General features: G+C 59.1%; 20 protein-coding genes and 1 pseudogene. 14 read left to right on the top strand and 7 right to left on the bottom strand.

The window, feature by feature from the left end; genetic code table 11:
• Window positions 1-9 precede the first annotated feature (9 nt).
• The 6 genes and pseudogenes from FO014_RS07260 to FO014_RS07235 all read left to right on the top strand — a co-directional run.
• Window positions 10-441, top strand: a complete 432-nt coding sequence (locus FO014_RS07260; RefSeq protein WP_160028613.1) for a putative T6SS immunity periplasmic lipoprotein — start codon at window positions 10-12, stop codon at window positions 439-441.
• 428 nt (window positions 442-869) lie between these two features.
• Window positions 870-1,322 (top strand): DcrB-related protein, encoded by a 453-nt coding sequence (locus FO014_RS07255; protein WP_160028611.1) that lies wholly within the window; start codon window positions 870-872, stop codon window positions 1,320-1,322.
• A 13-nt stretch (window positions 1,323-1,335) separates the two neighbouring features.
• Entirely contained in the window at window positions 1,336-5,619 is a 4,284-nt protein-coding gene (locus FO014_RS07250) for an RHS repeat-associated core domain-containing protein (RefSeq protein WP_246168092.1), read from the top strand.
• Window positions 5,620-6,087 carry a hypothetical protein gene (locus FO014_RS07245; RefSeq protein ID WP_111737788.1) on the top strand — a complete coding sequence of 156 codons (468 nt, stop codon included), beginning with the start codon at window positions 5,620-5,622 and terminating at the stop codon, window positions 6,085-6,087.
• 392 nt (window positions 6,088-6,479) lie between these two features.
• Entirely contained in the window at window positions 6,480-6,923 is a 444-nt protein-coding gene (locus FO014_RS23855; RefSeq protein WP_212603825.1) for a hypothetical protein, read from the top strand.
• 191 nt (window positions 6,924-7,114) lie between these two features.
• A pseudogene (locus FO014_RS07235) lies at window positions 7,115-7,882 on the top strand (RHS repeat domain-containing protein); the annotation flags it as partial.
• An 86-nt stretch (window positions 7,883-7,968) separates the two neighbouring features.
• On the opposite strand, the gene FO014_RS07230 reads toward FO014_RS07235, so the two are convergent.
• Complete coding sequence (locus FO014_RS07230; protein WP_160028609.1) at window positions 7,969-9,237, bottom strand: flavin-containing monooxygenase; 1,269 nt, start codon at window positions 9,235-9,237, stop codon at window positions 7,969-7,971.
• 403 nt (window positions 9,238-9,640) lie between these two features.
• On the opposite strand from FO014_RS07230, the gene FO014_RS07225 reads away from it, so the two are divergent.
• From FO014_RS07225 to argE, 4 genes are read left to right on the top strand one after another with little or no spacing between them, the layout of a single operon-like run.
• Window positions 9,641-11,056 (top strand): purine-cytosine permease family protein, encoded by a 1,416-nt coding sequence (locus FO014_RS07225; protein ID WP_160028607.1) that lies wholly within the window; start codon window positions 9,641-9,643, stop codon window positions 11,054-11,056.
• Window positions 11,057-11,110: 54 nt separating this feature from the next.
• Window positions 11,111-11,551, top strand: a complete 441-nt coding sequence (locus tag FO014_RS07220; RefSeq protein ID WP_160028605.1) for a RidA family protein — start codon at window positions 11,111-11,113, stop codon at window positions 11,549-11,551.
• Window positions 11,548-12,222: a DUF1028 domain-containing protein gene (locus tag FO014_RS07215; protein WP_160028603.1), complete on the top strand. Its 675-nt coding sequence runs from the start codon at window positions 11,548-11,550 to the stop codon at window positions 12,220-12,222. The genes FO014_RS07220 and FO014_RS07215 overlap by 4 nt, the downstream gene beginning before the upstream one ends.
• The gene (gene argE, locus FO014_RS07210; RefSeq protein WP_160028601.1) at window positions 12,215-13,360 is read left to right on the top strand and encodes an acetylornithine deacetylase; all 1,146 of its coding nucleotides are present in this window, start codon (window positions 12,215-12,217) and stop codon (window positions 13,358-13,360) included. The genes FO014_RS07215 and argE overlap by 8 nt, the downstream gene beginning before the upstream one ends.
• Before the next feature lie 12 nt (window positions 13,361-13,372).
• On the opposite strand, the gene FO014_RS07205 is transcribed toward argE, so the two are convergent.
• On the bottom strand, window positions 13,373-14,299 hold the full coding sequence (locus FO014_RS07205; protein WP_160028599.1) for a LysR family transcriptional regulator: 927 nt from the start codon (window positions 14,297-14,299) through the stop codon (window positions 13,373-13,375).
• 466 nt (window positions 14,300-14,765) lie between these two features.
• On the opposite strand from FO014_RS07205, the gene FO014_RS07200 reads away from it, so the two are divergent.
• From FO014_RS07200 to FO014_RS07190, 3 genes are read left to right on the top strand one after another with little or no spacing between them, the layout of a single operon-like run.
• A complete protein-coding gene (locus FO014_RS07200; RefSeq protein WP_160028597.1) occupies window positions 14,766-16,256 on the top strand; it encodes an aldehyde dehydrogenase in 1,491 nt (496 codons plus the stop codon).
• 31 nt (window positions 16,257-16,287) lie between these two features.
• Window positions 16,288-17,733 (top strand): APC family permease, encoded by a 1,446-nt coding sequence (locus FO014_RS07195; RefSeq protein ID WP_160028595.1) that lies wholly within the window; start codon window positions 16,288-16,290, stop codon window positions 17,731-17,733.
• Between the two features lie 15 nt (window positions 17,734-17,748).
• Window positions 17,749-19,128: an aspartate aminotransferase family protein gene (locus FO014_RS07190; protein ID WP_160028593.1), complete on the top strand. Its 1,380-nt coding sequence runs from the start codon at window positions 17,749-17,751 to the stop codon at window positions 19,126-19,128.
• 45 nt (window positions 19,129-19,173) lie between these two features.
• Here FO014_RS07190 and FO014_RS07185 read toward each other — a convergent pair whose 3' ends face one another.
• Both FO014_RS07185 and FO014_RS07180 read right to left on the bottom strand, forming a co-directional pair.
• Complete coding sequence (locus FO014_RS07185; protein ID WP_160028591.1) at window positions 19,174-20,835, bottom strand: ShlB/FhaC/HecB family hemolysin secretion/activation protein; 1,662 nt, start codon at window positions 20,833-20,835, stop codon at window positions 19,174-19,176.
• A 137-nt stretch (window positions 20,836-20,972) separates the two neighbouring features.
• A complete protein-coding gene (locus FO014_RS07180) occupies window positions 20,973-23,105 on the bottom strand; it encodes a two-partner secretion domain-containing protein (RefSeq protein WP_160028589.1) in 2,133 nt (710 codons plus the stop codon).
• A gap of 276 nt (window positions 23,106-23,381) precedes the next feature.
• Between FO014_RS07180 and FO014_RS07175 the strand changes: the two genes are divergently transcribed.
• Window positions 23,382-23,570 (top strand): hypothetical protein, encoded by a 189-nt coding sequence (locus tag FO014_RS07175; RefSeq protein ID WP_201282920.1) that lies wholly within the window; start codon window positions 23,382-23,384, stop codon window positions 23,568-23,570.
• Here the strand turns inward: FO014_RS07175 and FO014_RS07170 are convergent.
• The 3 genes from FO014_RS07170 to FO014_RS07160 form a co-directional block, all read right to left on the bottom strand.
• Window positions 23,567-25,165 carry an ABC transporter substrate-binding protein gene (locus tag FO014_RS07170; RefSeq protein ID WP_160028587.1) on the bottom strand — a complete coding sequence of 533 codons (1,599 nt, stop codon included), beginning with the start codon at window positions 25,163-25,165 and terminating at the stop codon, window positions 23,567-23,569. The two genes, FO014_RS07175 and FO014_RS07170, sit on opposite strands and share 4 nt — an antisense overlap.
• Before the next feature lie 150 nt (window positions 25,166-25,315).
• Window positions 25,316-26,272, bottom strand: coding sequence for a GTPase (gene yjiA, locus FO014_RS07165; RefSeq protein ID WP_160028585.1), 957 nt, complete (start codon window positions 26,270-26,272; stop codon window positions 25,316-25,318).
• A gap of 23 nt (window positions 26,273-26,295) precedes the next feature.
• Window positions 26,296-26,499: a YbdD/YjiX family protein gene (locus FO014_RS07160; protein ID WP_015670749.1), complete on the bottom strand. Its 204-nt coding sequence runs from the start codon at window positions 26,497-26,499 to the stop codon at window positions 26,296-26,298.
• Window positions 26,500-26,540: the final 41 nt, after the last annotated feature.

The raw sequence follows: 26,540 nt of genomic DNA, 5'->3' as shown, positions 1-26,540 counted from the left end.
GGGGAAGTAATGAGAAAGAAATTAATATTGACGATCGCCGGCATCAGTTTACTCAGCGGTTGTTTCGGCGACCGGCTGGACCGGCGTTATGCGCCTGACTTACCGATAGAGGCTTCACTGCGCGCCAATCAAGACGTTTGTATTTATCCGCCGCCACAAGATGGCGAGCTGCAGGATACGCTGCTCATCACGGATGGTGCGGAAGACAAGCTGCTGGAGGTGGGCGGGCGGGCATTGGCACAGGGACTCTGCGTTACTCCGCATGACTACCGCTTTCAGGCCGGCCGTCTTTATAGCATGAGGCTGAACTTTGTGCCTGAAGAGCCGCGCCGGCAGCTGCAGGATCGCTATGCACGGGCTTTTGTCGCCAGGTTTAAAATCATCGAGCAAAACGGGCAGTGGCGGCTTGATAATCTGCCTATTGAAAATGGGAAGCCGTGAAGATACCTCTCCTGAGGCTTGGTGGCAGAAAGGGTGAGTAGGACATGGAAACCCCCGTGTCCAACTATTGTTGTGCCTTCTCGCTTTTATTCCATTGTGTTGACCAATCCCGAATTGGCATTCTTGCCCTACATTTTCTCAATCTGTTTTATCTGGTGAAGTATTCTCAGGCGTTTTAATTATCAAACTTGCCGTTGACTCTCATCTTTAACTGACCTGATCCCGGCAGCTGATGATGAAAATTTATCTTCGGATAATTTATCGTTATTTATAAGAATAATTCTTGATACTGGCATGTTCGCTATATATACCAGCGTCATTTTTCTCGGTTGTTTCTTGCACAAACAATCAGAAAGCCTAACCAATATTTCCATCTGCGGCGGCTTATGTCATTCTTTGCCCCCTGTTGAGTAAAAGGACCTTGCGTAATGCCTGATTTCTCCCGTTGCGCCTTTACCGAAGGCAGCGTCAAGCTGCCTGAAGGCTACCGCGATCGCAGCGTTAACGTGCTGTTGGCCGGGGATGACATCTCCCCCTCTTTAAATATTTCCCGCGATGAACTGCTGGCGGACGAGACGCTGGCGGACTATGTGACGCGTCAGCTGGCGGCGCTGGCCGACGGCCTGAAAGGCTGGGTGCAGAAAAGCCGTGAACCGGCGACGCTGGGTAATGGCGTCCTGAGCGGCGAGTGCGTGCATGCCAGCTATATGCGTGACGGCAAGCGCATCTGGCAGCGTCAGGCGGTGTTTGCCCTGCCGCAGGGACAGGTATTGGTGTTCACGCTGGCGCAGCCGCGCAAGCTGACGGCGCAGGACGAGGCGTTGCTGCAACAGGTATTGGCGAGTTATCAGCCGGCGGCGGATGCCGCCTCACGGGCGTAAAAGGAGCAGGAACATGGGTGAAGCAGCGCGCGTCGGGGACAGCATCGGCCATTCCCACGCGCTGGCAGGGATGATTGGCGGCACGCTTATCGGCGGCCTGATTGCCGCTGCCGGGGCGGTGGCGGCGGGCGCCCTGTTTGTCGCCGGGCTGGCGGCCTCCTGCGTGGGCGTCGGCGTGCTGCTGATTGGCGCCAGCCTGGCGGTGGGCTACCTCTCCGGCGAGCTGGCGACCCAGGCGCGCGACGGCATTGCCGCCGCCGGAGCCGGCAGTCTGTCGCCCAAGGGCACGATACTGACCGGTTCCGGCAACGTGTTCATCAACGGCAAACCGGCGGCCATCGCCACCGTCAGCCGCGTCGCCTGCGAGGACGACGGCCCGAGCATGCAGATGGCGCAGGGCTCGGACAAGGTGTTTATCAACGGTTATCCGGCGGTGCGCAGCGGCGACAAGACCAACTGCGACGCGCAGGTGATGGCCGGCTCGCCCGATGTGCGCATCGGCGGCGGCACCGTCACCACGCTGCCCATCAAGCCGGAAGTGCCCGACTGGCTGTATAAAATCTCCGACCTGACGCTGCTGTTTGCCGGCCTGATAGGCGGCGTCGGCGGTGCGGCCAGCAAGCTGGGGGCGCTAGGACGCATGCTCAGCAAGGCGCCGGGCATCAACAAACTGGGCCGCGTCGCCTGCCGCGCCGGCGCGCTGATGACCGCCACCGCGGCGACGGGCATTATCGCCCGGCCGTTGGACGTGGTCAGCGGCCAGAAATTTCTCGACGGCGACGACGAGTTGGACTTTGTGCTGCCGTCGCGCCTGCCGGTGGCGTGGCAGCGCTACTGGCGCAGCGGCAACCCGGCGGAAGGCGTGCTGGGGCGCGGCTGGAGCCTGTTCTGGGAGAGCAGCCTGCAGACCTGGCAGGAGGGGCTGGTGTGGCGCGCGCCGTCCGGCGACTACGTCGCCTTCCCGAGGGTGCCGCGCGGCCACAAGACCTACTGCGAAGCGGAAAAATGCTGGCTGATGCACAACGCCGACGGCAGCTGGCAGGTGTTCGACGTCAGTGAACAGGCGTGGCACTATCCGCGTCTGGAGGCGCAGCAGCCGAGCCGGCTGAGCATGATGACCGATGCGGTCGGCAACGCCACCTCGCTGTTCTACAACGACGCGGGGCAACTGAGCGAGCTGGTGGACAGCGCCGGGCTGCGTCTGGCCTGCCGCTACCTGACGACGGCCGGCGGCGCGGTGCGGCTGGCGGCGGTAGCGTGGCAAAACGGCCAGGACACACAGGTGCTGGCGAGCTACGAGTACGACGACGACGGGCAACTGGTCACCGTTCGCAACCGTGCCGGCGAGATGACGCGGCGCTTTGGCTGGCAGGACGGGCTGATGGTCAGCCATCAGGACCAGAACGGCCTGCTGAACGAATACCGCTGGCAGGAGATTGACGGTCTGCCGCGGGTGGTCGCCTACCGCAACAGCACCGGCGAGCAGCTGGACATCCATTACGATGTTGCCAGCGGGACGCGCCGGGCGGTGCGTGACGACGGCAAACAGGCGCTGTGGCAGCTGGACGATGACGACAACGTCGCGCAGTTCACCGACTATGACGGCCGCCGCTACGGGCTTATCTACGACGCGCGCGGCGAACTGTGCAGCGTGGTGCTGCCGGGCGGCGCGCAGCGCCAGAGCGAGTGGGATGCGTACGGCCGCATGCTGAGCGAGACCGACCCGCTGGGCCGCACCACCACCTATCAGTATTCCCGCAACAGCGGCCGTCTGTTCTCGGTCACCTATCCCGACGGCAGCCAGGAATTTCAGCACTGGGATGCGCAGGGGCGGCTCGGCAAACAGACGGACGCGCAGGGCCATGTCACGCGCTACCACTATCCCGACGATGAAGAGAGCCTGCCGGACTGCATCACCGACGCGCTGGGCGGCGAGGTGCGGCTGGTCTGGGACGCACAGGGGCAGCTGACGCGCCATACCGACTGTTCCGGCAGCGTCACCGCCTACAGCTATGACGCGCTGGGCCAGCTGACGCACCACACCGATGCGGAAGGGTTGCTGACCCGCTACCGCTGGGACGCAGCCGGTCGGCTGCAACAGCTGCTCCATCCGGACGGCAGCGAAGAACAGTTTGGCTGGAACGCGCAGGGCCAGCTGGCCGCACACCGGGACCCGCTCGGCAGCGAGACGCGCTGGCACTACAACCCGCTGGGCCTGCCGGACAGCATCACCGACCGCATCAACCGCACGCGTCGTTATCACTACGGCCCGCGCGGCTGGCTGACGCGGCTGGAGAACGGCAACGGCGCCGACTACCAGTTCAGCTACGATGCGGCGGGCCGCCTGCAGGCGGAGCAGCGGCCGGACGGGCTGCGGCGTTACTACCATTACGGCGCCGACGGGCTGCCGACGATGCTGCTGGAGACCGGCGCGCAGGCCGCCGACGGCACACAGGCGGAGCGCCGGCAACACTTCCGCTTTGATGAGGCGGGGCAACTGACGGCGCGCACCACCGACAGCGCCGAATGGCGCTACGACTACGACGCCGGCGGGCGGCTGACGACGCTGACGCGCACGCCGACCGCCGCCGGTGCGGCGCTGAGCATCGAGCCGGACAGCATCCGGCTGCGTTACGACAACGCCGGCAACCTGCTGAGCGAGCAGGGCGTCAACGGCGAGCTGCAGTATCAGTGGGACGCGCTGGGCAACCTGCAGACGCTGACGCTGCCGCAGGGCGACCGGTTGCAGTGGCTCTATTACGGCTCCGGCCACGCCAGCGCCATCAGGTTCAATCAGCAGCTGGTGAGCGAGTTCAGCCGCGACCGGCTGCACCGGGAGACCGGACGTACGCAGGGGGCTCTGCACCAGCGGCGGCAGTACGACGCGCTGGGCCGCCGTAGCTGGCAGAGCAGCGGTTTCAGCCACGGGCAGCTGACGAAACCGGAAGACGGCGTACTGTGGCGGGTGTACCACTACAGCGGCCGCGGCGAGATAGCCGGCGTCGACGACGCGCTGCGCGGAGAAATCCGCTACGGCTACGATGCGGAAGGACGCCTGCTGCAGCACCGCGAGGCGCAGCAGGGCAAGCCGGGCCACCGTCTGCAGTACGACATGGCGGATAACCTGCTGGGCGCGCAGAGCGCCAGCCGCACGCTGGAGGAGCAGTTGCCGCCGGCGCCGCTGGGAGACAACCGGCTGACGCACTGGCAGCAGCTGTTCTACCGTTACGACGCCTGGGGCAACCTGATAAGCCGGCGCAACGGGCTGTACGAGCAGCACTATGTCTACGATGCGGACAACCGGCTGACGGCGGCGCACGGCCGTGGCCCGCAGGGCGAGTTCCGGGCGCAGTATCACTACGATGCGCTGGGCAGGCGCACGCGCAAGCAGGTGGACTACAAGGGCAAGGCGGCGCAGAGCACGCGTTTCCTGTGGCAGGGCTACCGGCTGTTGCAGGAGCAGCGGGACGATGGCACGCGCCGCAGCTGGAGCTACGAGCCGGACAGCCCGTGGACGCCGCTGGCGGCCATCGAGCAGGCGGGGGAGAGCCGGCAGGCGGATATCTTCTGGCTGCACAGCGAGCAGAACGGCGCGCCGCTGGAGGTGACGGACGGCGAGGGCGGGCTGCGCTGGTCGGGGGATTACGACACCTTCGGCAGGCTGAAGGGACAGACGGCGGCGGGCATCATGCAGCGCCGGGGAGCAGCCTATGAGCAGCCGCTGCGCTACGCCGGGCAATACCAGGATAGCGAGAGCGGGCTACACTATAATTTGTTCCGCTACTATGAGCCGGAGGTAGGTCGCTTTACTACCCAGGACCCGATAGGGCTGCAGGGTGGGCTGAACCTGTACCAGTATGCGCCTAATCCGTTAAATTGGAGCGATCCACTTGGATTAAGCTCTTGTCCATCTAATAAAGGATTTAATCATAGAGATAGAATTACCAGTCGTTGGACTGAGCGTTTGACGGGGAAAAAACCTGCGGATATTCATGATCATTTAACGTCGAAAGGATGGTCGAAGACATATCCTCAAGCCAATAAACCGGGGGCGATACAGCATGTTCAATATGTTAAGACAACAAAATCAGGCACTACGTATAAATTAGATTACCACCCAGGTGGTTCTTCGACTCAGCCTAATGTTCATGGAAATGATTACTGGAAGGTTTATCGTGACGTCAATGGTAAAGATGTCGTTTATGGCCGGATAGGCCATGGCGAGTTTAAAAACTATGATCTTATTAAAGATTCGCCAGTTTATATTGATGGCGTATTAATGAATGGTGGTCTATAAATGATAGATATAAATGCTGATATTATTTCTAATAAGTCGATTGGAAATGTTGTTTTAGGCGAAAATGTTGATAGATATCTCAATGATATGTATTCAAATCATACTGTTAGGTTTTTTGATTATTTTTTACCTGATGATGAAAAAAGAATGGCATATGTTGTTGATGAGATTATTACGATAGCTACATTGTCTAATGGTTTAATTATATCTGTAGGCTGCAATGAGAAATATAAGGGGCGTTACATGAACTCACTGTGTACTGGAATGAGGATGTCTGACGTAATTAAGTTAACTAATGAACAACGCATATTCAATGGCTGCATTATAGTTAATGATGACTTTGGCTTTTCGATTGAGCTTCCAACGCCATATGATGAAATTGCAGATGGTATAGAGCAAGTTCCTTTAGATCTTGTTTTAAAAGAAATGAGAGTCGCTGATTATCATTCATGGAAACCAAAAAAATAAATTAATCCGGGAGTGATCTTAATGATCACTTTTGGTTTTATCATCAGTTCCAGTTTCATGCCAAAAATATCGTAACCTACTACAGTTTATTTTCATAGTGAAAATTATTTAATGCACGGTTCACTAATATGTGATTGGAGTGATGATTATTGAAAAGTAAATTATGACCTGTAGTTTATGAAGATCCTGAGGAAATTGTTAACTATACCAATATAAAAATCATGAGGGATATAAAGTTGTAGTAGTAGAACATGCGAGCGATCCGAGAAACAAGATTGGTGATGCACATTTCCATGCCGGCAGAGCAAAAACATCACCGTACACTTATGATTTTAAGACCGAAAGATATGGTAAGGTTCCGGCGGATAGTTCAGGAGAACATCACATATATTATGACCAAAAATGAAGCTCTTAAGAAAAAGATTGCCTTACAGGAAACAAAGGTTTTTTTGAGAAAAATTAATGGTATCAGTAACGTTGAAGTCATTGACGTTGATGTGCTGGATTTAGTGGCGTATCGTGCTAAACAAAAAGAGATTTTCAGTTATGATAGTGACCTTGAGCCAATAGCTGATTTTTCTTTAGATAACTCTAATGATGCTATTGTTCAATGGCAATCGGATTGTCTAAAGAGTGTTATAGGAAAGAGTTTGTTATTTGAGATTAATGATTATTTTTTTGTAAGATTGAAGTTATTCAATGTGTTTGATTTTTTGGTAAGTCTTTATCTTGAAAATGGTAATAGGGATCTGGTTGTTTTTATTGAATCACCATCTCAGGTGTTAGCCTTCAATGAAGATGAATATGCTATTTATTTTTATGATAAATTAATATAGAAGGTTGTTTAAGGATGTTGGAACCATTGATGTCTAGTTTTCTGGAGGCATTGGATGCGATAGATTTATCTATCCTCGGATATAAAACATTTATATGCTTAGGGGATTTTTAAAGAATGAATAATAGAATTAAACCGTTCTTAATTGTATAACGCCAGAAAGATCTTTTCAGCTCTTTCTGGTTCTATGAACTGCGCGGAGAAGTCCGCTACGGCTACGATGCGGAAGGACGCTGCTGCAGCACCGCGAGGCGTAGCAGGGCAAGCCGGGCCACCGCCTGCAGTACGACATGGCGGATAACATGCTGGGCGCGCAGAGCGCCAGCCGCGCGCTGGAGAAGCAGCTGCCGCCGGCACCGCTGGGGGACAACCGGCTGACGCACTGGCAACAGCTGTTCTACCGTTACGACGCCTGGGGTAACCTGATAAGCCGGCGCAACGGGCTGTACGAGCAGCACTATGTCTACGATGCGGACAACCGGCTGACGGCGGCGCACGGCCGTGGCCCGCAGGGCGAGTTCCGGGCGCAGTATCACTACGATGCGCTGGGCAGGCGCACGCGCAAGCAGGTGGACTACAAGGGCAAGGCGGCGCAGAGCACGCGTTTCCTGTGGCAGGGCTACCGGCTGTTGCAGGAGCAGCGGGACGATGGCACGCGCCGCAGCTGGAGCTACGAGCCGGACAGCCCGTGGACGCCGCTGGCGGCCATCGAGCAGGCGGGGGAGAGCCGGCAGGCGGATATCTTCTGGCTGCACAGCGAGCAGAACGGCGCGCCGCTGGAGGTGACGGGACGGCGAGGGCGGGCTGCGCTGGTCGGGGGATTACGACACCTTCGGCAGGCTGAAGGGGCAGACGGCGGCGGGCATCATGCAGCGTCGGGGCGTGGCCTATGAGCAACCGCTGCGCTACGCCGGGCAATACCAGGATAACGAGAGCGGGCTGCACGATAATCCGTTGCGTTGTATCCGGACAATCAAACAAACCGCGCCGTTATCACCGCTCAAAACCGCCCTCAACGAAGGCGGTGAGCGCGCCGATACATGTTGTTATCGACGCTGGCCGGCGTCTTTGTAGCTCAGGTAACTGCGCTGGGTAGCGATATGGTCGGCAATGTATTTTGCATCGTGCCAGACGCCCCAGATAAAGGTGGAGCCGCGGCGTGACAGCCAGGGCAGGCCGAGAAAATAGATGCCTGGCTCGCGTGAAACGCCGCGCTGGTGTTGCGGCTTGCCGGCGCTGTCGAAGGCGTCCACCTCCAGCCAGCCGTAGTCGGCGCTGTAGCCGGTAGCCCAGATGATGGTGCTGATGCCGGCGTCGGCCAGGTTCAGCGCCAGAATGGGATTAACCATACATTCCGGGTCGGGAAGAAGATGGCGCGCGGCCGGCTCTTCCGGCAGATCCAAACCGTTGCGGGCGATATAGGCGTCCGCCGCGTCCAGCAGCTCCAGATAGTTTTCATCGCCGCGGGCGATATTCTCTTTCAGGTTATTGGCAAAGGTGACGCCGCCGTTCTGGAAAGACTGCGTCAGGCCCACCAGCTGCACGCCTTCATGGGCCAGCTTGCGAAAATCTACCGTATGGCCCCCATGTGCCCCGCTGACGGCAATCGTCACGTGTTCTTTCCCCGGCTGTGTCGCCGCCGCATCCCATAACCCCAGCACCCCCAACCACCAGCAAAAGTCCCGGTTACGGTAAGCGCGGGGCGGACGATCGTGCGCCCCGACGGAGAGATACACCTGTTTCCCTGCCCGGCGCAGCTCATCGGCAATCTGTACCCCGGATGACCCGGCCCCGACCACCAGTACCGCGCCCGCGGGCAGCTGTTGCGGGTTACGGTATTGCGCCGAGTGAATTTGGGTAAGCGTGTCATCCTGCGGGGCGATCGCCGGGATCGCCGGCCGCTGAAACGGCCCGGTGGCGGCGACGATGCGTTGAGCCTCAATCCGTCCTGCCGAGGTCTCCACGCTAAAACCGGGGCGGCCAAGGTTGCGCTGCACGCGCCTGACGTCGACGCCGGTGTGAATCGGCGCGTTGAATTTATCCGCATAGGCGGCAAAGTAATCGGCGATCCGTTCTTTGGCGACAAAGCCGTCGGGGTTGATATCGTCAAACTCCATGCCGGGGAAGCGGTCATGCCAGGCCGGGCCGTTGGCGACCAGTGAATCCCAGCGGCCCGTGCGCCAGGCCTCGGCGATGCGGTTCTTCTCCAGCACTAAATGAGGAATGCCGAGTTGGGTCAGGTGTTCGCTCATTGCTACGCCCGCCTGGCCGGCTCCTACCACTAACGTATCAATCTCGCTGTTATTTAACGTCATGTTTGCATCCTTAGAACGGTTATCGGTGTTGAGCCGGTTAAACCGCTGTTCACCTCTGTGGATTTCGCAGACTAGGGAATGCCGCTGAATGGGTAAAATATTATTAACCTAACGATTGACGATAAATTAATGATGCAAGACGCCGCACTTTTTCGGCGATCACCGGTAATGGCGCGCCATTCTGACGGTGGGGTAATTCGTTGGGGATTGGCCGGGACATACGTGGGCGGTCGGCGATTGGTGAAGGCGTGCGGGATAGTTTTTTTATTCTCTGGGGGAATGTTTTTAATATTTTATCTCTCCCTCTGACGGTGCGCATTATCAGGCAAATAATAAAACTCCGCAGTTTTCGGCGGTTAATTAAAAAATACCCACACAACGTCTATGCAACCGGGAGTTCACCATGCCTGCGACTGAATCATCGCCACCGCTTATCGAAAAGCACACCATTGGCTATATCCCGCCGCAAGAGCGTCACGGGAAGGTCAGAGATCTGTTTACGCTCTGGTTCGGCGGCAATATCGCGCCGTTGCCGATCGTTACCGGCGCGCTCGGCGTCCAGCTGTTTCATCTCAATCTGTTTTGGGGCGTGATCGCCATTCTGGTGGGCCAGCTGATCGGCGGGGTGCTGATGGCGCTGCACTCGGCGCAGGGCCCGCAGATGGGCATTCCGCAAATGATCCAGAGCCGCGCGCAGTTCGGCTCCTGGGGCTCGTTGCTGGTGGTGGTGATTGCCGGAGTGATGTACCTCGGCTTCTTTACCTCCAACATTGTGCTGGCGGGCAAGTCGCTGCATGGCGTCACGGACAGTGTCTCAGTGCCGGTGGGGATCGCGATCGGCGCGGTGGGATCTTGTGCGATCGGCATTATCGGTTATCGCTTTATTCACCTGCTCAACAGGATCGGCACCTGGGTGTTGGGTATCGGCATTCTGCTGGGTTTTGGCTATATATTCAGCCACATACACAGTGCAGACTTTTTTACCCGTGGCGGCTTTAATCTTTACGGCTGGCTGGCGACGGTGTCGCTGGGGGCGCTGTGGCAAATTGCCTTTGCCCCCTATGTCTCCGATTACTCGCGCTATCTGCCGGCGAACGTGTCAGTGGCGGCCACCTTCTGGACCACCTATCTCGGCTCGGCGCTGGGCTCCAGCCTCTCGTTTATTTTCGGCGCGGTGGCGGTGCTGGCCACGCCGGCGGGGATGGAAACCATGGACGCCGTCAAACTGGCCACCGGTTCAATCGGCCCGCTGATGCTGGTGCTGTTTTTGCTGAGCGTGATTAGCCATAACGCGCTGAATCTGTACGGCGCGGTGATCTCGATGATTACGCTGGTGCAGACCTTCTCCTGGCGTTGGATCCCTACCGGCAGGAGCCGGGCGGTGCTGTCGGTGCTGGTGTTGCTGGCCTGCTGTATCGCCGCCATTTACAGCTCGGCGGACTTTATTGGTCATTTTGTGGATTTAGTGCTGGCGCTGCTGGTGGTGCTGGTGCCCTGGACGGCGATCAATCTGATCGACTTCTACGCCATCCATAAAGGGCAGTATGACATTGACTCGATTTTTCGTGCGGACGGCGGCATCTACGGCTACTACAACCCCCAGGCGCTGCTGGCCTACGCTATCGGCATTGTGGTGCAAATCCCGTTTATGAATACCCCGTTATACGTCGGGCCGATCTCGGTGCACATTCACGGCGCCGACCTCTCCTGGCTGATGGGGCTGCTGGTTACCTCGCCGCTCTATTACTGGCTGGCAACGCGCGCCGGCGTCAGCCGCCGGCATCAGAACGTCCGCCAGGGGCGCGCGGGGGAGGCGTAAGCCGCCCGTCCGTTTTTTGCTTACTTCGCCGTTATTGTTAAACAGGAATATTTTATGAGTAACGTTACCCATACCCGCATCCGTATGTTCAACACTAAAGCCACCTATCCCAACCAATCGCTGGATAACGACCTGTGCCAGGCGGTGCGCGCGGGCAATACCGTGTATCTGCGCGGTCAGGTCGGCACCGATTTTGACGGCAACCTGGTCGGCCTGGGCGATCCGGCGGCGCAGGCGGAGCAGGCGATGAAAAACGTCAAGCAACTGCTGGAGGAGGCGGGCAGCGATCTCTCGCATATCGTTAAAACAACCACCTATATTATCGACCCAAGATATCGTGAGCCGGTGTATCGGGAAGTTGGAAAATGGCTGAAAGGGGTATTTCCGATCTCGACCGGGATCGTGGTCTCGGCGCTGGCGCAGCCGCAGTGGCTGATGGAGATCGACATCATCGCGGTGATTCCGGAAGGGTGGCATGGGGAGGAGCAGGCATGACGTTCTCTATCGCCGCTCGCTGTGACAAAACCGGGCAGTTCGGCATTGCCATCAGCTCTTCCAGCATTGCAGTCGGCGCCCGCTGTCCCTGGCTGCAGGCCGGGGTGGGCGCGGTGTCCAGCCAGAATGTCACGCTGCCGCGGTTGGGGAGCCTGGCGCTGCAGCGGCTCGAACAGGGGATGTCATCGCAGGGCGCGTTAGACAGCGCCCTGCGTGAGGATGCGTTCAGCGCTTACCGTCAGCTGATCGCCATTGACCGCCAGGGGAGCACTGCGCTGTTCAGCGGCGATCAATCGCTGGGGGTCTATCATGGCGTACAGGGTCACGCGTGCGTTGCGGCGGGCAATATGCTGGCGGATAAATCGGTGGTTGAGGCGATGACGTCGGCCTTTGAAAACGCGTCCGGTCTCCTGGCGGAGCGCCTGATGGCGGCGCTGCAGGCGGCGCTTGAGCGCGGCGGCGAGGCCGGCGCGGTGCATTCCGCGGCGCTGAAGGTGGTGGGTGAGCATAGCTGGCCGATTGTTGACCTGCGGGTTGACTGGGCGCAGCAGGATCCCATCGGCGAGCTGGCGGCGCTGTGGCGGGCTTACCAGCCCCAGATGCAGGATTATATTACGCGGGCGATCGATCCCCGGGAGGCGCCAAGCTATGGCGTGCCGGGCGATGAGTGACCAGGTGCGCGATGTGCTGGCGCGGCTGCTGGCGTTCGATACCACCAGCCGGGAATCCAATCTGGAGCTGATCGACTTTATTCAGGAATATCTGGCCGGTTTCGGCATTGAGAGCCGGCGCTTTCCGGATGACGGCGGCGGCAAGGCCAATCTGTATGCCCATATCGGCCCGACGGGGGGCGGCGGTGTGATGCTGTCCGGACATACCGACGTGGTGCCCGTCGACGGGCAGGCGTGGACGCTGCCGCCGTTTGCGCTGACGCAGCGCGACGGACGTTACTATGGCCGCGGCAGCGCGGATATGAAGGGGTTTCTGGCGTGCGTACTGGCGGCGTTGCCGGACTTTCTGGCGCAGCCGCTACGTATGCCGTTGCATCTGGCGTTTTCCTACGATGAGGAGGTCGGCTGTCTGGGCGTGCGTAGTCTGGTGGAGCATCTGCGGCAGGCGACGGATAAGCCGGCGCTGTGCATCGTCGGCGAACCCACGGGGATGAAGCCGGTGTATGGCCATAAAGGCAAGCTGGCGATGCGTTGCAGCGTGCGCGGGCACGCTTGTCATTCCGCCTATACGCCGCAGGGGGTGAACGCCATCGAGTATGCGGCCAAGCTGATCGCCAGGCTAACCGAGCTTGGCGGCAAGTTGGCCGCGACGCAGAACTCGCGTTTCGATCCGCCCTACAGCACGCTGCAGGTCGGCATCATTCAGGGCGGCGCGGCGCTGAACATTGTGCCGCAGGATTGCCGGTTCGATTTTGAAATCCGCCATCTGCCGGAAGTCCCGGTCGCCGGCGTGATTGATGAGCTGCGGCGTTACGCCGATGAACTGCTGCCGGCCATGCGGCAGGTGGCGGAGGGCTGCGGCATCACCCTGCAGACGCTCAGCCAGTATCCGGGATTGCTGACCGATCCGCAGTGCGACTTTGCCCGCTGGCTGGCGCAGTGGAGCAGCAGCGAGGAGTTTGCCACGGTGGCCTTTGGCACGGAGGGTGGTTTGTTTGCCGAAGCCGGCGTGGCGACCTTGATCTGCGGCCCCGGCAGTATGGAGCAGGGCCACAAACCCGATGAATATGTCAGCGTAGAACAGCTGGAGCGCTGTATGCAGATGTTGGCTAACTTACGCCGCTGGATGCAGCGCTGAGCCGCGCCGGCGTCAGTGGCACGCCGCCGGCCGGCTCATCGTCGCCAGCTCATTTTTGCAGAACTCAACGAACAGTTGCGCCGGTTTGGTCAGCGGGTTGCGGCTGAGCCAGGCCGCAACCAGCCCGGAGCCTTCCACCTCGTCCTGCAGTTCAACCGTCGCCAGCGGCTGGCCGTCGTAACTGTGCCGGCCGTGCGGTCGGGTCACCAGAATGGCGAAGCCCAGCCCCTGGCCGACCATGCCGCGCACCATTTCTATCGAGGGAGAGCTGAACACGATATTCGGCGTAATGCCCGCCCGGGTGAACAGGTTGAGGAAATAGTTGCGGCTGGGCAGCACGTCCAGCAGCACCATCGGCTCCGTCGCCAGATCCGCCAGGGTGACCCGATCGCGATGGGCCAGCGGGTGGCAGGCGGACAGCAGGACGTAAGGCTTTTGCGGTTCCGCCAGCGCATCGGTGACGATGTTATTGTTCAGTTCGTGATGATAAAGCAGGGCGAGATCCAGGTTCCCGGCGGTCAGGCTTTGCACCAGCTCATGCTGTTCACCGTCGCGGACGATGGTTTCTATCCCCGGATACAGCGTTTTAAAGCCGCGGATCAGCTTCGGTAAAATGAGCGGCGCGACCGTCTCAAAACAGCCGATATTGATTTTCCCCGCCACCAGATCGTTATCCGCCAGCGCGTCCTGCTCAAAAATATGCGCCATTCTGAGTAGTTTCTGCGCCTTGCGATAAAAACGTGCGCCGGAAGGGGTGAGCGAAACGCCCTGCGCGTGGTGGCGAATAAACAGCTGAATGCCAAAACTGTCTTCCAGACTTTTGATGGCGGTAGAGATAGAGGGCTGTGCAATGTACAGCTTACGTGAGGCTTCGGCGACGCTTCGGCATTTGGCGGTGGTGACAAAATATTTAAGCTGACGCAGGGTGTAATTAGCCATCGTTGATTCCCGTAAAGAATGATATGGACGCTGGGGTACTCCTCCGTGAGTGGGTGATAGTACGGTTGAAAGTAAATTTTAACTATATGTTTTACTTATGTTAAATTTGGCGCCCGGCAAGCATAAATGAGCCGTCGATATTTTACAGTGAGGCAATTCAAAAAACCGCCTGATACCTGGCGAGGCATAATTGTTAACACGGTCGGAATAACCACATGAAGAGCCGCTGACAGGCCTGTTTTTACCGCTTTCAGCAGACTGTGCTGTTATTTTTATTTGTTCATGGTGAACCTGCCATTATTTTATTAAGCCATAGAGAACTGTTTTGGCTAATTGTTCTTGCCCAGTTTTTTTATCACCATTCACGATATTTTTACTGCTTTTCCCCTCTCCGCAAGCTGGTTAGCATCAGACTCCCGTATTTAACATCTCATAAACATATGAGTTACACGATGAGGGCGTCAGCATGTTTACTCTTGGTTACTGGCGCGAACGCGCCGCCCGCCAATGTTTCATCGACAAGGCCATGATTGATGGCCAATGGGTCACTGCCGCATCGGGAATGACGATGGCGGTGTGCAACCCGGCCACCAATCAGTCTCTGGCCGACGTGGCCGCCTGCGATAAGGAAGACGTCGATCGCGCGGTGCGCGTTGCACGCCGCTGTTTCGAGCAGGGGGAGTGGGCGCAGGCCGCCCCGGCGGCGCGTAAACAGGTGCTGCTGCGTCTGGCGGCGCTGATTCTTGAACACCGGGAAGAACTGGCGCTGCTGGATTCAATGAGTATGGGCAAGCCGGTGATGGATGCCTGGAATGTTGATGTGCCGGGGGCTGCGCACGTTTTTCGCTGGTATGCGGAGAGCCTGGATAAATGCTATGGCCAGGTGGTGCCGACGGCGAATAACGTGCTGGCGACCGTCACCCGCGTGCCGCTTGGCGTGATTGCCGCGGTGGTGCCATGGAATTTTCCGCTGGATATGGCGGCCTGGAAACTGGCGCCGGCGCTGGCGGCGGGCAACAGCGTGGTGCTCAAGCCGGCCGAGCAGTCGCCGTTCTCCGCGCTGCGGCTGGCGGAGCTGGCGCTGGAAGCGGGCCTGCCCGCCGGGGTGCTGAACGTGCTGCCCGGATACGGCGAGCAGGCCGGCCAGGCGCTGGGGCGTCATCAGGATGTCGATGGTCTGGTGTTTACCGGCTCTACCGAGGTCGGCAAGCATTTTATGCAGTATGCGGCGCAGTCCAACCTGAAGCAGGTCTGGCTGGAGTGCGGCGGAAAAAGCCCGTGCCTGATCTTTGACGACTGCCGGTCGCTGGATCTGGCGGCGGAAAAGGCCGCCTTCGCCATCTTCTTCAATCAGGGAGAGGTATGTTCGGCAAACTCCCGTCTGTTGGTGCAGCGCTCGATTCATGATGCCTTTGTCGAACGGCTGATGGCGCAGGCGGCCAGCTGGCAGCCGGGCGATCCGCTGGATCCGCAAAGCCGCGCCGGGGCGATGGTGGACGCGCGCCAGACGCAGCGGGTGATGGACTTTATCGATGAAGCGCAGCGGGAAGGGGCGCAGCTGTTGTGCGGCGGCCGGCGTCTGAGCGTCAACGGCGCCGATAATTTTGTGCAGCCGACGCTATTTACCCAGGTGACGGCGCGGATGCGTCTGGCGCAGGAGGAAGTCTTCGGCCCGGTGTTGGCGATCTCAGTCTTCGACGATGAAGAGGAGGCGATCGCGCTGGCGAACGACAGTATCTATGGTCTGGCCGCCTCGGTCTGGAGCGACGATCTGAACCGGGCGCACCGTGTGGCGCAGCGCCTGCACGCCGGCACGGTGTCGGTGAATACCGTCGATGCGCTGGATGTGACGGTACCGTTCGGCGGCGGCAAGCAGTCGGGATTCGGCCGCGACTTATCGCTGCACTCTTTCGATAAATACACCCAGTTGAAAACCACCTGGATCCAGCTGCGTTAACGCGCCGGCGACGCACACCGAGGGTAAGCCAATGACTGAATTGAACACGAACTCTGCGGCCGCCAGGGGACGGCGCAACCGGCTGGGGCTGGGCGCGCTGCTGGCGGTGGCGATTGGTTTGGTGGTCTCGCAGGGGGTGATGGTGCTGATGCTGCAGGCCGTCGGCATGGCCGGCATCGGTTTTATCATTCCTCTGTTTCTGACCTACTTGCTGGCGCTCAGCTATGCGTTTTCCTTTTCCGAACTGTCGCTGATGATCCCGCGCGCCGGCAGCCTGAGCAGCTATACCGAGGTCGCCATCGGCCAGTTCCCGGCGATTCTGGCGACGTTTTCCGGCTATATCGTGGTGGCGATGTTCGCGCTGTCCGCCGAACTGCTGCTGCTCGATCAAATCATCAGTAAGATTTTCCCTGCGGCGCCGCTGCCGCCGCTGTCGATCGCGTTTGGCGTGCTGGGGTTATTCACCGTCCTCAACCTGCTGAATATTGATATTTTCGCCCGTCTGCAGTCGTTCCTGGCGGCGGTGATGCTGGTGGTGCTGCTGCTGCTGGGGTTCAGCGCCATCGGTCACCAGCATGCGCAGCCGCTGGGTCAGCTGATGGCCGACGGCGCGGGCAACCCGCTCGGCTGGGGCGTGCTGACGCTGGCGGTGATGGCGATCTGGGGATTTGTCGGCGCCGAGTTTGTCTGCCCGCTGGTGGAGGAGGCGCGCCGGCCGGAGCGCGATATTCCGCGCGCCATGATCGTCGGCCTGAGCGTGATTTTCTGCACCATTGCGGTGTATTGCCTCGGCGCGCTGCTGCTGATCCCGCGTGAGGAACTGGCGAGCAATGGTCTGCCGCACTACCTGTTCGCCACCACGGTGTTTGGCAAAAGCGGTCAGCTGTTTCTGGCGACCGCGGCGATTACCGCCACCTGCAGCACGCTCAACTCTTCGCTGGCGACGATCCCCCGCATGCTGAGCGGGATGGCGCAGAACGGCCAGGCGTTTCCCTGTTTTAAGCGCCACAGCGCCAGGACGGGCGCGCCCTGGGTGTCGGTGCTGTTTGTCGCCGCCATTACCGGGCTGCCGCTGCTGCTGATGGCGGCCGACGCGATCAACCTATTGCTGAGCGCCGCCGCGCTCTCCTGGCTGCTGGCCTATATCATCACCCATATCAATGTCTTGGTGCTGCGTAAACGCTACCCGCACCAGCATCGTCCGTTCCGCACCCCTTTTTATCCCTGGCCGCAGCTGGCCGGCATTGCCGGTATGGCGTATGCCATCTGGCATGTATCGCCTTCCGCCGAGCAGGCGCTGCGTATTTACACCGTCGCCGGCGCGGTGCTGGGACTGGTGTCTGTGATTGCGGTGCTGTGGATCAAACTGGTGATGCGCAAACCGCTGTTTAAACCCGAACCGCTGACGCCGCGCGTTTCCCCGGATTCGCCGGTGAACCGCGCCTTACAGCCCAGCGCTGATAACCCAAGTCTGTGAAAGGAGAGTAAGCCAATGAGTATGTCTAACAGCCCACGTGAAACCGGCGATTATCAGGCGCTGGACGCGCGTCACCATATCCATGCTTTTCTGGATCAGAAGGCGCTGAATGCGGAAGGGGCGCGGGTGATGGTGAAAGCCGACCGGCTGCACATCTGGGATAATGACGGCAAGCGTTACCTCGACGGCATGTCGGGCCTGTGGTGCACCAATCTGGGCTATGGACGCGAAGATCTGGTCGCCGCTGCGGCGCGGCAGATGGAGCAGCTGCCTTACTACAATATGTTTTTCCACACCACGCACCCGGCGGTGGTGGAGCTGTCCGAACTGTTGTTCAGCCTGTTGCCGGATCGCTATAGCCACGCGATTTACACCAACTCCGGCTCGGAGGCCAATGAGGTGCTGATCCGCACGGTGCGCCGTTACTGGCAGGTGGCCGGGCAGCCGAAAAAACGGATTATGATTGGCCGCTGGAACGGCTACCACGGCTCGACGCTGGCGACCTCGGCGATGGGCGGTATGAAGTTTATGCACGAAATGGGCGGCATGCTGCCGGAGATCGCCCATATTGACGAGCCTTACTGGTATGCCCATCCGGGCAATATGACGCCGGATGAGTTTGGCCGCCGTTGCGCCCGGCAGCTGGAGGAGAAAATCCTCGAGCTGGGGGCGGAAAACGTCGCCGGATTTATTGCCGAGCCGTTCCAGGGCGCCGGCGGCATGATCTTCCCGCCGGAGAGCTACTGGCCGGAAATTCAGCGCATTTGTCGCCAGTACAATGTGCTGCTGTGCGCCGATGAAGTGATCGGCGGCTTTGGCCGCACCGGCGAATGGTTCGCCAGCCAGCACTTTGGGTTTGAGCCGGATACGCTGTCGATCGCCAAGGGGCTGACGTCGGGCTATGTGCCGATGGGCGGGCTGATCTTGTCCAAAAAAATGGGCCAGACGCTGGTGGAGGAAGGGGGCGTGTTTGCCCATGGTCTGACGTACTCCGGCCATCCGGTAGCGGCGGCAGTGGCCCTGGCCAACATCAAGGCGCTGCGCGATGAAGGCATCGTCAGCCGGGTGAAGCAGGATACCGGCCCCTATCTGCAAAAAGGGCTGCGCGAGATGTTTGCCGACCATCCGCTGGTGGGGGAAATTCAGGGTGCCGGCATGGTGGCGGCGCTGCAGTTTGCCGAAGATAAAGCCAGCCGCCGGCGTTTCGCCAATGAAAGCGACATCACCTGGCGTTGCCGCAGCTACGGTTTTGAGGAAGGGGTGATTATCCGCTCCACCGCCGGCCGGATGATTATGGCGCCGGCGCTGGTGGCGACCCACGGCGAGATTGATGAACTGCTGGAGAAAACCAAATGCGCGGTGGACCGCACCGCCCGCGATCTGGGGCTGCTGTAGCGCCAAATGGCCGCCGGCGTAGAGACGCCGGCGGCGTAACCGCGCTTAGAACTGCCACTGCAGGGTGAAACCGAGGTTGACCGGGCTGGTGTCGAATCCCTTGGGTTTGGCAAGCGGCGTACCGACAAAGGCGTCGTAGCTGACCCTGCCGATCCGGCCTCTGAGGCCGAGCACGCCGCCCGCCAGATGTCCGCGGGAAAAATCGCTGTCGCCGCCGCTCACCCGGCCGTAATCCATTCCCAAGTACAGCTGCTGATTATAGTTGGGCAAGTTCAGGTTCAGGTCGTTGCGCAGCACGTAGCCGCGGTTTGCGGAAAGATTGTACTCGCCGTCGAAACCACGCACCGTCCAGCGGTTGCCGATGCTGAACTGATCCTGCGTCGCCAGGCGATCGCGGCTGTACTGCTGCTGATAGCGTGGTTGGTAGCTCATTGACTGCCCGAGCAAAATAAACGGGACTGAGGCGCTGATATCCAGATTGACGGCGCGACTGTGCGGGCTGGCGGCGGCCTGCGGTTTGGCGCCGAACCAGGAGGTATTGCGCTGGTAGCTGACCATCGCGTCGACGATGGAACGGCCGATATAGTGGCGGTGATTCAGCCTGACGATCGCTTTGGTCACCTTGCGCTCCCGGATAGTCAGCCTGATGTCATTCATATAATAATCGGCATCATTTTTTAGCAGCTGGATGCTGGCCGTCGTTTTCTGGCTGGCGTTGCGGTACAGCAGACGATTGATCTTCAGGCTCAGGTTGCGGCTTTTTCCCTGGTACTGAAAGTCGGTCCAGGTGCCGTTGATCCGCTGCAGATATTCATTATGACTGGCGTACATATCCAGTGACCAAAAGCCATAGGGCACCGAGTAGTACAGCGAGCGGTTTTTGGCATTGCGCCATTTCTGCCACGCCAGATCGCGGCCGAAGGAGATATAGAACAGATCGTTCAGCGAGGTCGGGTTATCCAGATAGAGTGCCAGGCCGCCCTGATAGCGTCCGGTATAGCGGCTGCCGGCGTCGTCGAACCAGCCGCCAATCCGCCAGAATGAAGGCTGGCTGCGTGCGAGCTCAATATCGGTTTCCCCTGCGCGCTCCCCGGGACGGAGGATCACGTTGGCGTCGGCGCCGGGAATGCGCTGGATATTCTCCAACCCCTGTTCAATGGCGCGCAAATCCAGAATATCGCCTTGATGGCCCGGAAAGGTGGTGTACAGGTTGGCGTATTTATCGCTGTTTTCGCTGAAGGAAATGTTGCCGATCACGCCAGGCAAAATGGTGAGCGTCAGCACGCCGGCCTTGAGATCTTGCCGGGGCACCACTACGCGGGTGGTGATGTAGCCGTGGCGGATTAATTTGTTCTGGATGGCGTTGGCCAGCGTACGGATCCCCTGAATGCCGAGGCACTGCCCTTCGGCCTGAGCGGTGAGTTTGCGCAGCGGCAGCCAGTGCGGGATCTTGTCGTCTTTATTGAGAATAACCTGCGACACAGCGAAACAGTTGGCTTCGCGGGGGAACGTTATTTGCGCGCTTTTTTCCGCGCCGCTATCGGCCGCGCGGACATCTTTCCCCTGCGTTTCCAACTGGCTGTAGCGCGCTCTTTCTTGTTCTTGCTGGTGGCTGGCCTGTTGTTCAATCAACCGCCCGCTTTCTGCGCCTTGAACGAGGGGAATAAAAAATACCAATAGCAGGGAAGCGGAAAAGTGAACGCGCATGTTGGTTAATATCCTTATCGTGCTTTTTGGCATCCGTTAGCCATTTATCGGCCTGTTGCCGGGAAGAAATAGCGCTGCAGTGTGGGTTGATGACGATCCCGAGGCGGCCCCCGAAGAGGCCGCCTGCGTTGACAGGGTTACTGCTTGTTGATGGTGATGGTGCCGTTAACGGCACCGCTGTTGGTGAAGGTGCCGGACTTGTCCAGCACCAGCTCAACGCCGGCCGGGCTGTCCACCAGCGCGTTTCTATAGTTGGCGAAACTGCGGCTGTTAATGATGGTTTTACCGTTGGCGGACGCCAACGTGCCGTAGTTGTAGACGGCGCCTTTCTCGGCGTTAATCCGGATGCCTTCTTGCGCGCTCAGCGTGCCTTGGTGGCTATAGCCGCCGGCCAGCGTCAGCGTCGCCTCACCGCCGGCGTTGATCTCGCCTCTGGTGTTGCTGACGGAGCGGGCGTCAATCACCACGTCTTCAGCCGCGTTGATCGTACCGTTGCCGTTGTTGAGGGCTGAGGTGGTCACCAGGACGCTGCCGTCACTGTCGATCAGACCGTTGACGTTGCTCAGCAACGACGAGGTATTGGTGATGATGTTGCTCTTGGAGACCATTTTCCCGTTGCCGTTGTTGATGACGCTGGCGATCAGGGTCATGCCGCCCTGGCCGCTGAACAGCCCGGCTTCGTCGGTATTTCTGACGGTGTTGGTGTTGACGATGCTGCTGCCGTTGGCGTTGATGTTCAGGTGGTTGTCGGCCATGATCCGCCCGGCGTGGTTATTGACGCCGAGGCTGCTGATCGACACGTCGTTACCGCCGCGAATCACGCCGGACTGGTTGGTCAGCGCATAGCGGTTGGTGTTAATGGTGAGGTTCTCTGCGGACTGAATCAAGCCGGACGTATTCGTCAGCGTGCCGACATCCAGGTTCAGCTCGCAGCAGGATTCGATGGTGCCGCGGGTATTGGTCAGGGTGTAACCGGCGGTGTGAATGTCAATGCCGCCCATATCGCTCTTGATAACCCCTTCGGTATTATTCACACCGCGCGAGGAAATAGTCACGCCGTTGAAGCCGTGGATGACGCCGCCGGCGTTGTTTAACGTCCTGCTGTAGCCGTAATGGTAAGGGTCGTGGCGCATATTGACGGTACCCTGACTGTCGATATTGCCGTATCGGTTGTCGATATCACCGCTGACGATATTGATATCACCGTCTGCCTGCAGTTTGCCGCCGCTGTTGCTCAGTTGACTTTTGGCCAGATCGATATTGATATTTTTGCCGGCGCTGATCACGCCGTTCGCGGTGTTGTTTAATGTACGGCCGTACGCATAGTAATAACCGCCGTTGCGGTTGCGCGCCTGCGTGGTGTCGATATTGACGTCGTGCTGTGCGGAGAGGGTGCCTTTATTTTCCAGCACGCCGTCGGTGGTGATGTTGACGTCGCTTGCCATGGCGCCGATAGTGCCGGCGTTACGCACCCCGACGCCGTAATCGGTGCTGACCAGGGTGATTTTATTGGCGTACATGCCGCCTAACTTGGCGACGTCGATGGCGATTGACGGCCTGATGCCGCCCGGCGTCAGTTCGTTGATCTGCGTGTTGTCCGCGTTGACGTTGTTGCGTCCGGCGGTGATCTTCAGATCTTTGGCGACGATATTGGCGTTAATCTGCACGGCGCGCGCGATGATATCGGTGTAGTCGGCATCGCCGGTATTCAGGCCGTCGCCGTTGATGATGACGCTGCCTTTATCCACGGTATAGCCCATCAGTGTGCCATTGGCGACCAGCGCTTTACCGGTGGTCAGGGTCGCGCGATCGGCGTTGATAAAGCCGCAGCCGCTGCAGCTGATGCCCGATGGGTTGGCAACAATCACCTGCGCCTTGTCGCCGGCGACTTCGATCATACCGTTCAACTGGCTGGCGCGGGTGGAGTTGACTTCGTTCAGGATAATGGACGCGGAACCGCCGGCCAGGTTGGCGTTGCCGGCGATATTGCCGGCCAGCTGCGAGGTTGAACCGGCCGCGCTGTTATTGAGCACCACGCCGCCTCTGTTTACGTCGAACTCTGAGTAGATATTATGGGAAACACCGCCTTTGCCAGCCGCATTGATATCAATAATGGTGCTGCCGTTGGCGCCGGCGCTGACGGAAGGGCCGCCGTTAATCGGCGCTGAGGGGGTAATTGCCGCATGAGCGATCGCTCCCCAGGAGAGCAGGCTCAGAAAACAAATGGGGGAGAGCTTGGCGCTCAGCTGATTTTTTTCTTTTCTGTTCATTTAAAGTATTCCTTTCCTTAATTTTGCTATATCCATACATAATCAAAATGAATTGATTTATATGTCTTAATGAAATTGTTCCGTGTTTTCTTTGCCTTTTCGACTTAGGCATAAATATTGTATCAGTGGGCGTGCTGGATGTGATTGAGCGGTAAATAAACAGGGTTATTCTGTTATTTAATAGAGATTTGTGGGGTTGATTCTGGTGTGCTAAATAATGTTGGTTATTAATAAATATCTATATGATAATTTATTTTTATTATTTGTTAATTTTAGTTGCGGTTATCGATTTCCGGCTCGCTTCTTGGCCTGATGTACTATCTGATGCTGGGGGCGTGGCTGGCGCAGCGGCCGGGCGTGGTGCTGACGCTGAGCTGCCTGTGCACGCTGGGGCTGGCGTGGTGCGTTTGTCCGGCGGAAAGCAGGCAGGGCGAGGGGGCGCCTCGCCCTGAGCGGTGCGATTAATTCAGCTTCGCTTTGGAAAAATCACTGCCGTTGACGTCCACCACGTAGCCGCTGAGGTTGTTGCGGGTGGCGTAAAACACCTTGCCGTTCGCCAGCGGCAGCCAGGGCGCCTGTTTGGCAAACACTTCCTGCGCCTGCTGGTAGAGCTTGCCGCGCTCTGCCGGGGTGTTGACCGCAATGGCCTGCTTGATCAGCGAGTCATACGACTTGTCGCACCAGCGGGCGACGTTGGCGCCGCTCTGCACGCCGTCGCAGCCCAGCAGGGTGGCGAAGTTGTCCGGGTCGCCGTTATCCGATACCCAGCCGTACAGCGCGCTGTGCTGCTCGCCCTTGCGCAGCCCGGCCAGATACTGGCCCCATTCCCAGGTGACGATTTTGGCTTTGACGCCCACCTGCGCCCAGTCGCTCTGAATCATCTCGGCGATGCGGCGCGAGTTGGGGTTATAGGGGCGGGCGACCGGCATTGACCAGATATCGGTGGTGAAACCTTTCTCCAGCCCGGCCTGCTTCAGCAGTTCGCGCGCTTTTTGCGGGTTGTATTCATAGCCCGGCAGCTTATCGTTGTAGCCCAGCATGCCCGGCGGCAGCAGCGAACTGGCCGGTGAGCCGCTCTCTTTAAATACCGCGGCGGCGATGGCTTTTTTATCCACCGCATAGCTCAGCGCCTGGCGCACCAGCAGGTTATCAAACGGCTTTTTGGCGGTGTTGAACGCCAGATAGCCGACGTTCAGCCCGTCGATGCTGTGCAGCTGCAGGTTCTTGTCGCGTTTAATCGCGTCGAACTGCTCGGGCAGCGGCGCCGGGATAATTTGGCATTCGTTGGTTTTCAGCTTCGACAGTCGGGTTTGCGCGTCCGGGGTGATGGAGAAAATCAGGTGCTTGCTGGCTACCTCGCCCTGCCAGTAGTGCGGGTTGGCGATGTAGCGGATCAGCGAGTCCTGTTTGTACTGCTGCAGCGCGTAAGGGCCGGTGCCGATCGGCCAGCTGTCGACGTTCTCCGGCGTGCCTTTCTTCATCATCGCATCGGCGTATTCCGCCGACAGGATCGAGGCGAAGTCCATCGTCCAGTCGGCGAGGAACGCCGCGTTAGGCTGAGTCAGGGTAAAGCGCACGTGATAGTCGTCCAGCGCCTCGACCTTGGCGATCAGTTTATCCAGCCCCAGATCGGTGAAGTATTCGTAGTTACCGCCGGATACCTTGTGGTACGGGTGGTTGGGGTCTTTCTGGCGCATCACCGTAAACACCACGTCTTCGGCGTTAAAATCGCGGCTGGGGGTAAAGAATTTATTACGGTTGAACTTCACCCCTTTGCGCAGGGTGAAGGTGTAGGTCTTGCCGTCCGGGCTGATGGTCCAGTCGGTAGCCAGCGAGGGAGCGGGGGTTTTGTCGCTGCCGCGCAGCGTCACCAGGCGGTTGTACAGCATCTGCGAAGTGGCGATAAAGGTCGGCCCGGAGGTGGACAGCTGCGGATTGAATGACTCCGGCGAGGCCACGGTGCAGTAAATCAGCGTATCAGAGGCGGCCAGCGCGTTATTGGCCGACAGCAGGCCGGCGCCCGCCAGCAACAGGCCCAGGGTTGTTCGTTTTAATGGCATACAGGTGATGATCCTCTGAGTGATGACTGCCGGTGCGCATTGGCACACGGCTGCAAAATAAGGGCGGCGCGTCAGCGCGCCACTCCATGATTAAAGTACTCAGATAGAGGATTCGTCAAAGCCTGTTTGCGACGACGGCGGTTTTATTGCTCAGCGCAGAGCGGCAAAGCGTGCGCGGATCTCCGCTTCCGGCAGGTCGATGCCGATAAACACCAGCGTGCTCTGGCGCGGCTCGTCCGGTTGCCAGTCGCGGTCCCAGTCGGCGTTGTACAGCCGCTGCACGCCCTGAAACAGCAGGCGGCGCGGCTCGTCTTTGATCGACAAAATGCCTTTGTAGCGCAGCAGATTGTCGGCAAACTGCAGCAGCAGTTCCTCCATCACCGTGGAGATCTGCGCCAGCTCCAGCGGCGGCTGGTGGTAGAGCACGATCGAGTGAATGCTGTTCTGCGGCTCCGCGATGCGGCGGAACACCGGCGTGCTCAGGTTCAGCCTGTCATTAAGCACGAAGCCCTCAATATCAAACAGCACCTTGAGATCGATATCGCCGTGCAGCGCCTTGTGCACCGGGGCGCGGGCGTTGATACGCTGCAGGCGCCGGATCAGCGCCTCGCTGTCGCCGGCGACGTCGGTTTTGCTCAGCAGAATACGGTCGGCATAGCCCACCTGCGACTGTGCGATGCTGTATTTATCCAGCTGCTGTTCGGCATGCACCGCATCCACCAGCGTGATGATGCCGTCCAGCAGAAAACGTTCGCAGATCGCCGGGTGGGTGAAGAAGGTCTGGGCGATTGGGCCGGGGTCCGCCATGCCGGTGCATTCGATAATCAGCCGGTCGAAGGTCAGCTCGCCGCGGTCAATGCCGTCCAGCAGGTCGAGCAGCGCGTCCTCCAGTTCATTGGCGCGGCTGCAGCAGATGCAGCCGTTGCTCAGCGTGGTGATGCGGCTGGCGCGATCGCCGATCAGCGCGTGGTCGATCGGCACTTCGCCGAATTCGTTTTCAATCACCGCGATGCGATAGCCGTGGTCGGCATGCAGGATATGGCGTAACAGGGTGGTTTTACCGGCGCCCAAAAAGCCGGTCAGAATGGTGACTGCGATGGGTTTCATTGCGGATCCTTAATGCTCGGGGCCTAGCAGCAGCGCATGCCGCCTTTACCGTCGCCGCCGTAGCGCGCTTGCTGGCGCTCGCGGAAGAATTCTTTATAGCTCATCACCGGCTTATCCGGGTGGTTGTCCTGCATATGCTGGACGTAGGTGTCGTAGTCCGGTACGCCGACCAGCATCCGCGCCGCCTGTCCCAGATATTTTCCCGCCTGACCAAGATTGCCGAACATAGGTGTACTCCCGGAAAACGTGGTTAACGGGCGCCGCACGC

Source organism: Serratia rhizosphaerae (assembly GCF_009817885.1).
Taxonomy (GTDB): Bacteria; Pseudomonadota; Gammaproteobacteria; order Enterobacterales; family Enterobacteriaceae; genus Serratia_B; species Serratia_B rhizosphaerae.
Note: the sequence above shows the minus strand (reverse complement) of the source record. Positions and strands in the feature narration are given on the sequence as shown.

Bases quoted from the DNA above. Each gene is read 5' to 3' on its own strand.
- FO014_RS07200 (WP_160028597.1), top strand. From the start codon at position 14,766: ATGTTTACTCTTGGTTACTGGCGCGAACGCGCCGCCCGCCAATGTTTC.
- FO014_RS07260 (WP_160028613.1), top strand. From the start codon at position 10: ATGAGAAAGAAATTAATATTGACGATCGCCGGCATCAGTTTACTCAGC.
- yjiA (WP_160028585.1), bottom strand. From the start codon at position 26,272: ATGAAACCCATCGCAGTCACCATTCTGACCGGCTTTTTGGGCGCCGGT.
- FO014_RS07195 (WP_160028595.1), top strand. From the start codon at position 16,288: ATGACTGAATTGAACACGAACTCTGCGGCCGCCAGGGGACGGCGCAAC.
- FO014_RS07230 (WP_160028609.1), bottom strand. From the start codon at position 9,237: ATGACGTTAAATAACAGCGAGATTGATACGTTAGTGGTAGGAGCCGGC.
- FO014_RS07160 (WP_015670749.1), bottom strand. From the start codon at position 26,499: ATGTTCGGCAATCTTGGTCAGGCGGGAAAATATCTGGGACAGGCGGCG.
- argE (WP_160028601.1), top strand. From the start codon at position 12,215: ATGAGTGACCAGGTGCGCGATGTGCTGGCGCGGCTGCTGGCGTTCGAT.
- FO014_RS07180 (WP_160028589.1), bottom strand. From the start codon at position 23,105: ATGAACAGAAAAGAAAAAAATCAGCTGAGCGCCAAGCTCTCCCCCATT.
- FO014_RS07220 (WP_160028605.1), top strand. From the start codon at position 11,111: ATGAGTAACGTTACCCATACCCGCATCCGTATGTTCAACACTAAAGCC.
- FO014_RS07170 (WP_160028587.1), bottom strand. From the start codon at position 25,165: ATGCCATTAAAACGAACAACCCTGGGCCTGTTGCTGGCGGGCGCCGGC.
- FO014_RS07250 (WP_246168092.1), top strand. From the start codon at position 1,336: ATGGGTGAAGCAGCGCGCGTCGGGGACAGCATCGGCCATTCCCACGCG.
- FO014_RS07225 (WP_160028607.1), top strand. From the start codon at position 9,641: ATGCCTGCGACTGAATCATCGCCACCGCTTATCGAAAAGCACACCATT.
- FO014_RS23855 (WP_212603825.1), top strand. From the start codon at position 6,480: ATGACCAAAAATGAAGCTCTTAAGAAAAAGATTGCCTTACAGGAAACA.
- FO014_RS07215 (WP_160028603.1), top strand. From the start codon at position 11,548: ATGACGTTCTCTATCGCCGCTCGCTGTGACAAAACCGGGCAGTTCGGC.
- FO014_RS07190 (WP_160028593.1), top strand. From the start codon at position 17,749: ATGAGTATGTCTAACAGCCCACGTGAAACCGGCGATTATCAGGCGCTG.
- FO014_RS07245 (WP_111737788.1), top strand. From the start codon at position 5,620: ATGATAGATATAAATGCTGATATTATTTCTAATAAGTCGATTGGAAAT.
- FO014_RS07205 (WP_160028599.1), bottom strand. From the start codon at position 14,299: ATGGCTAATTACACCCTGCGTCAGCTTAAATATTTTGTCACCACCGCC.
- FO014_RS07185 (WP_160028591.1), bottom strand. From the start codon at position 20,835: ATGCGCGTTCACTTTTCCGCTTCCCTGCTATTGGTATTTTTTATTCCC.
- FO014_RS07255 (WP_160028611.1), top strand. From the start codon at position 870: ATGCCTGATTTCTCCCGTTGCGCCTTTACCGAAGGCAGCGTCAAGCTG.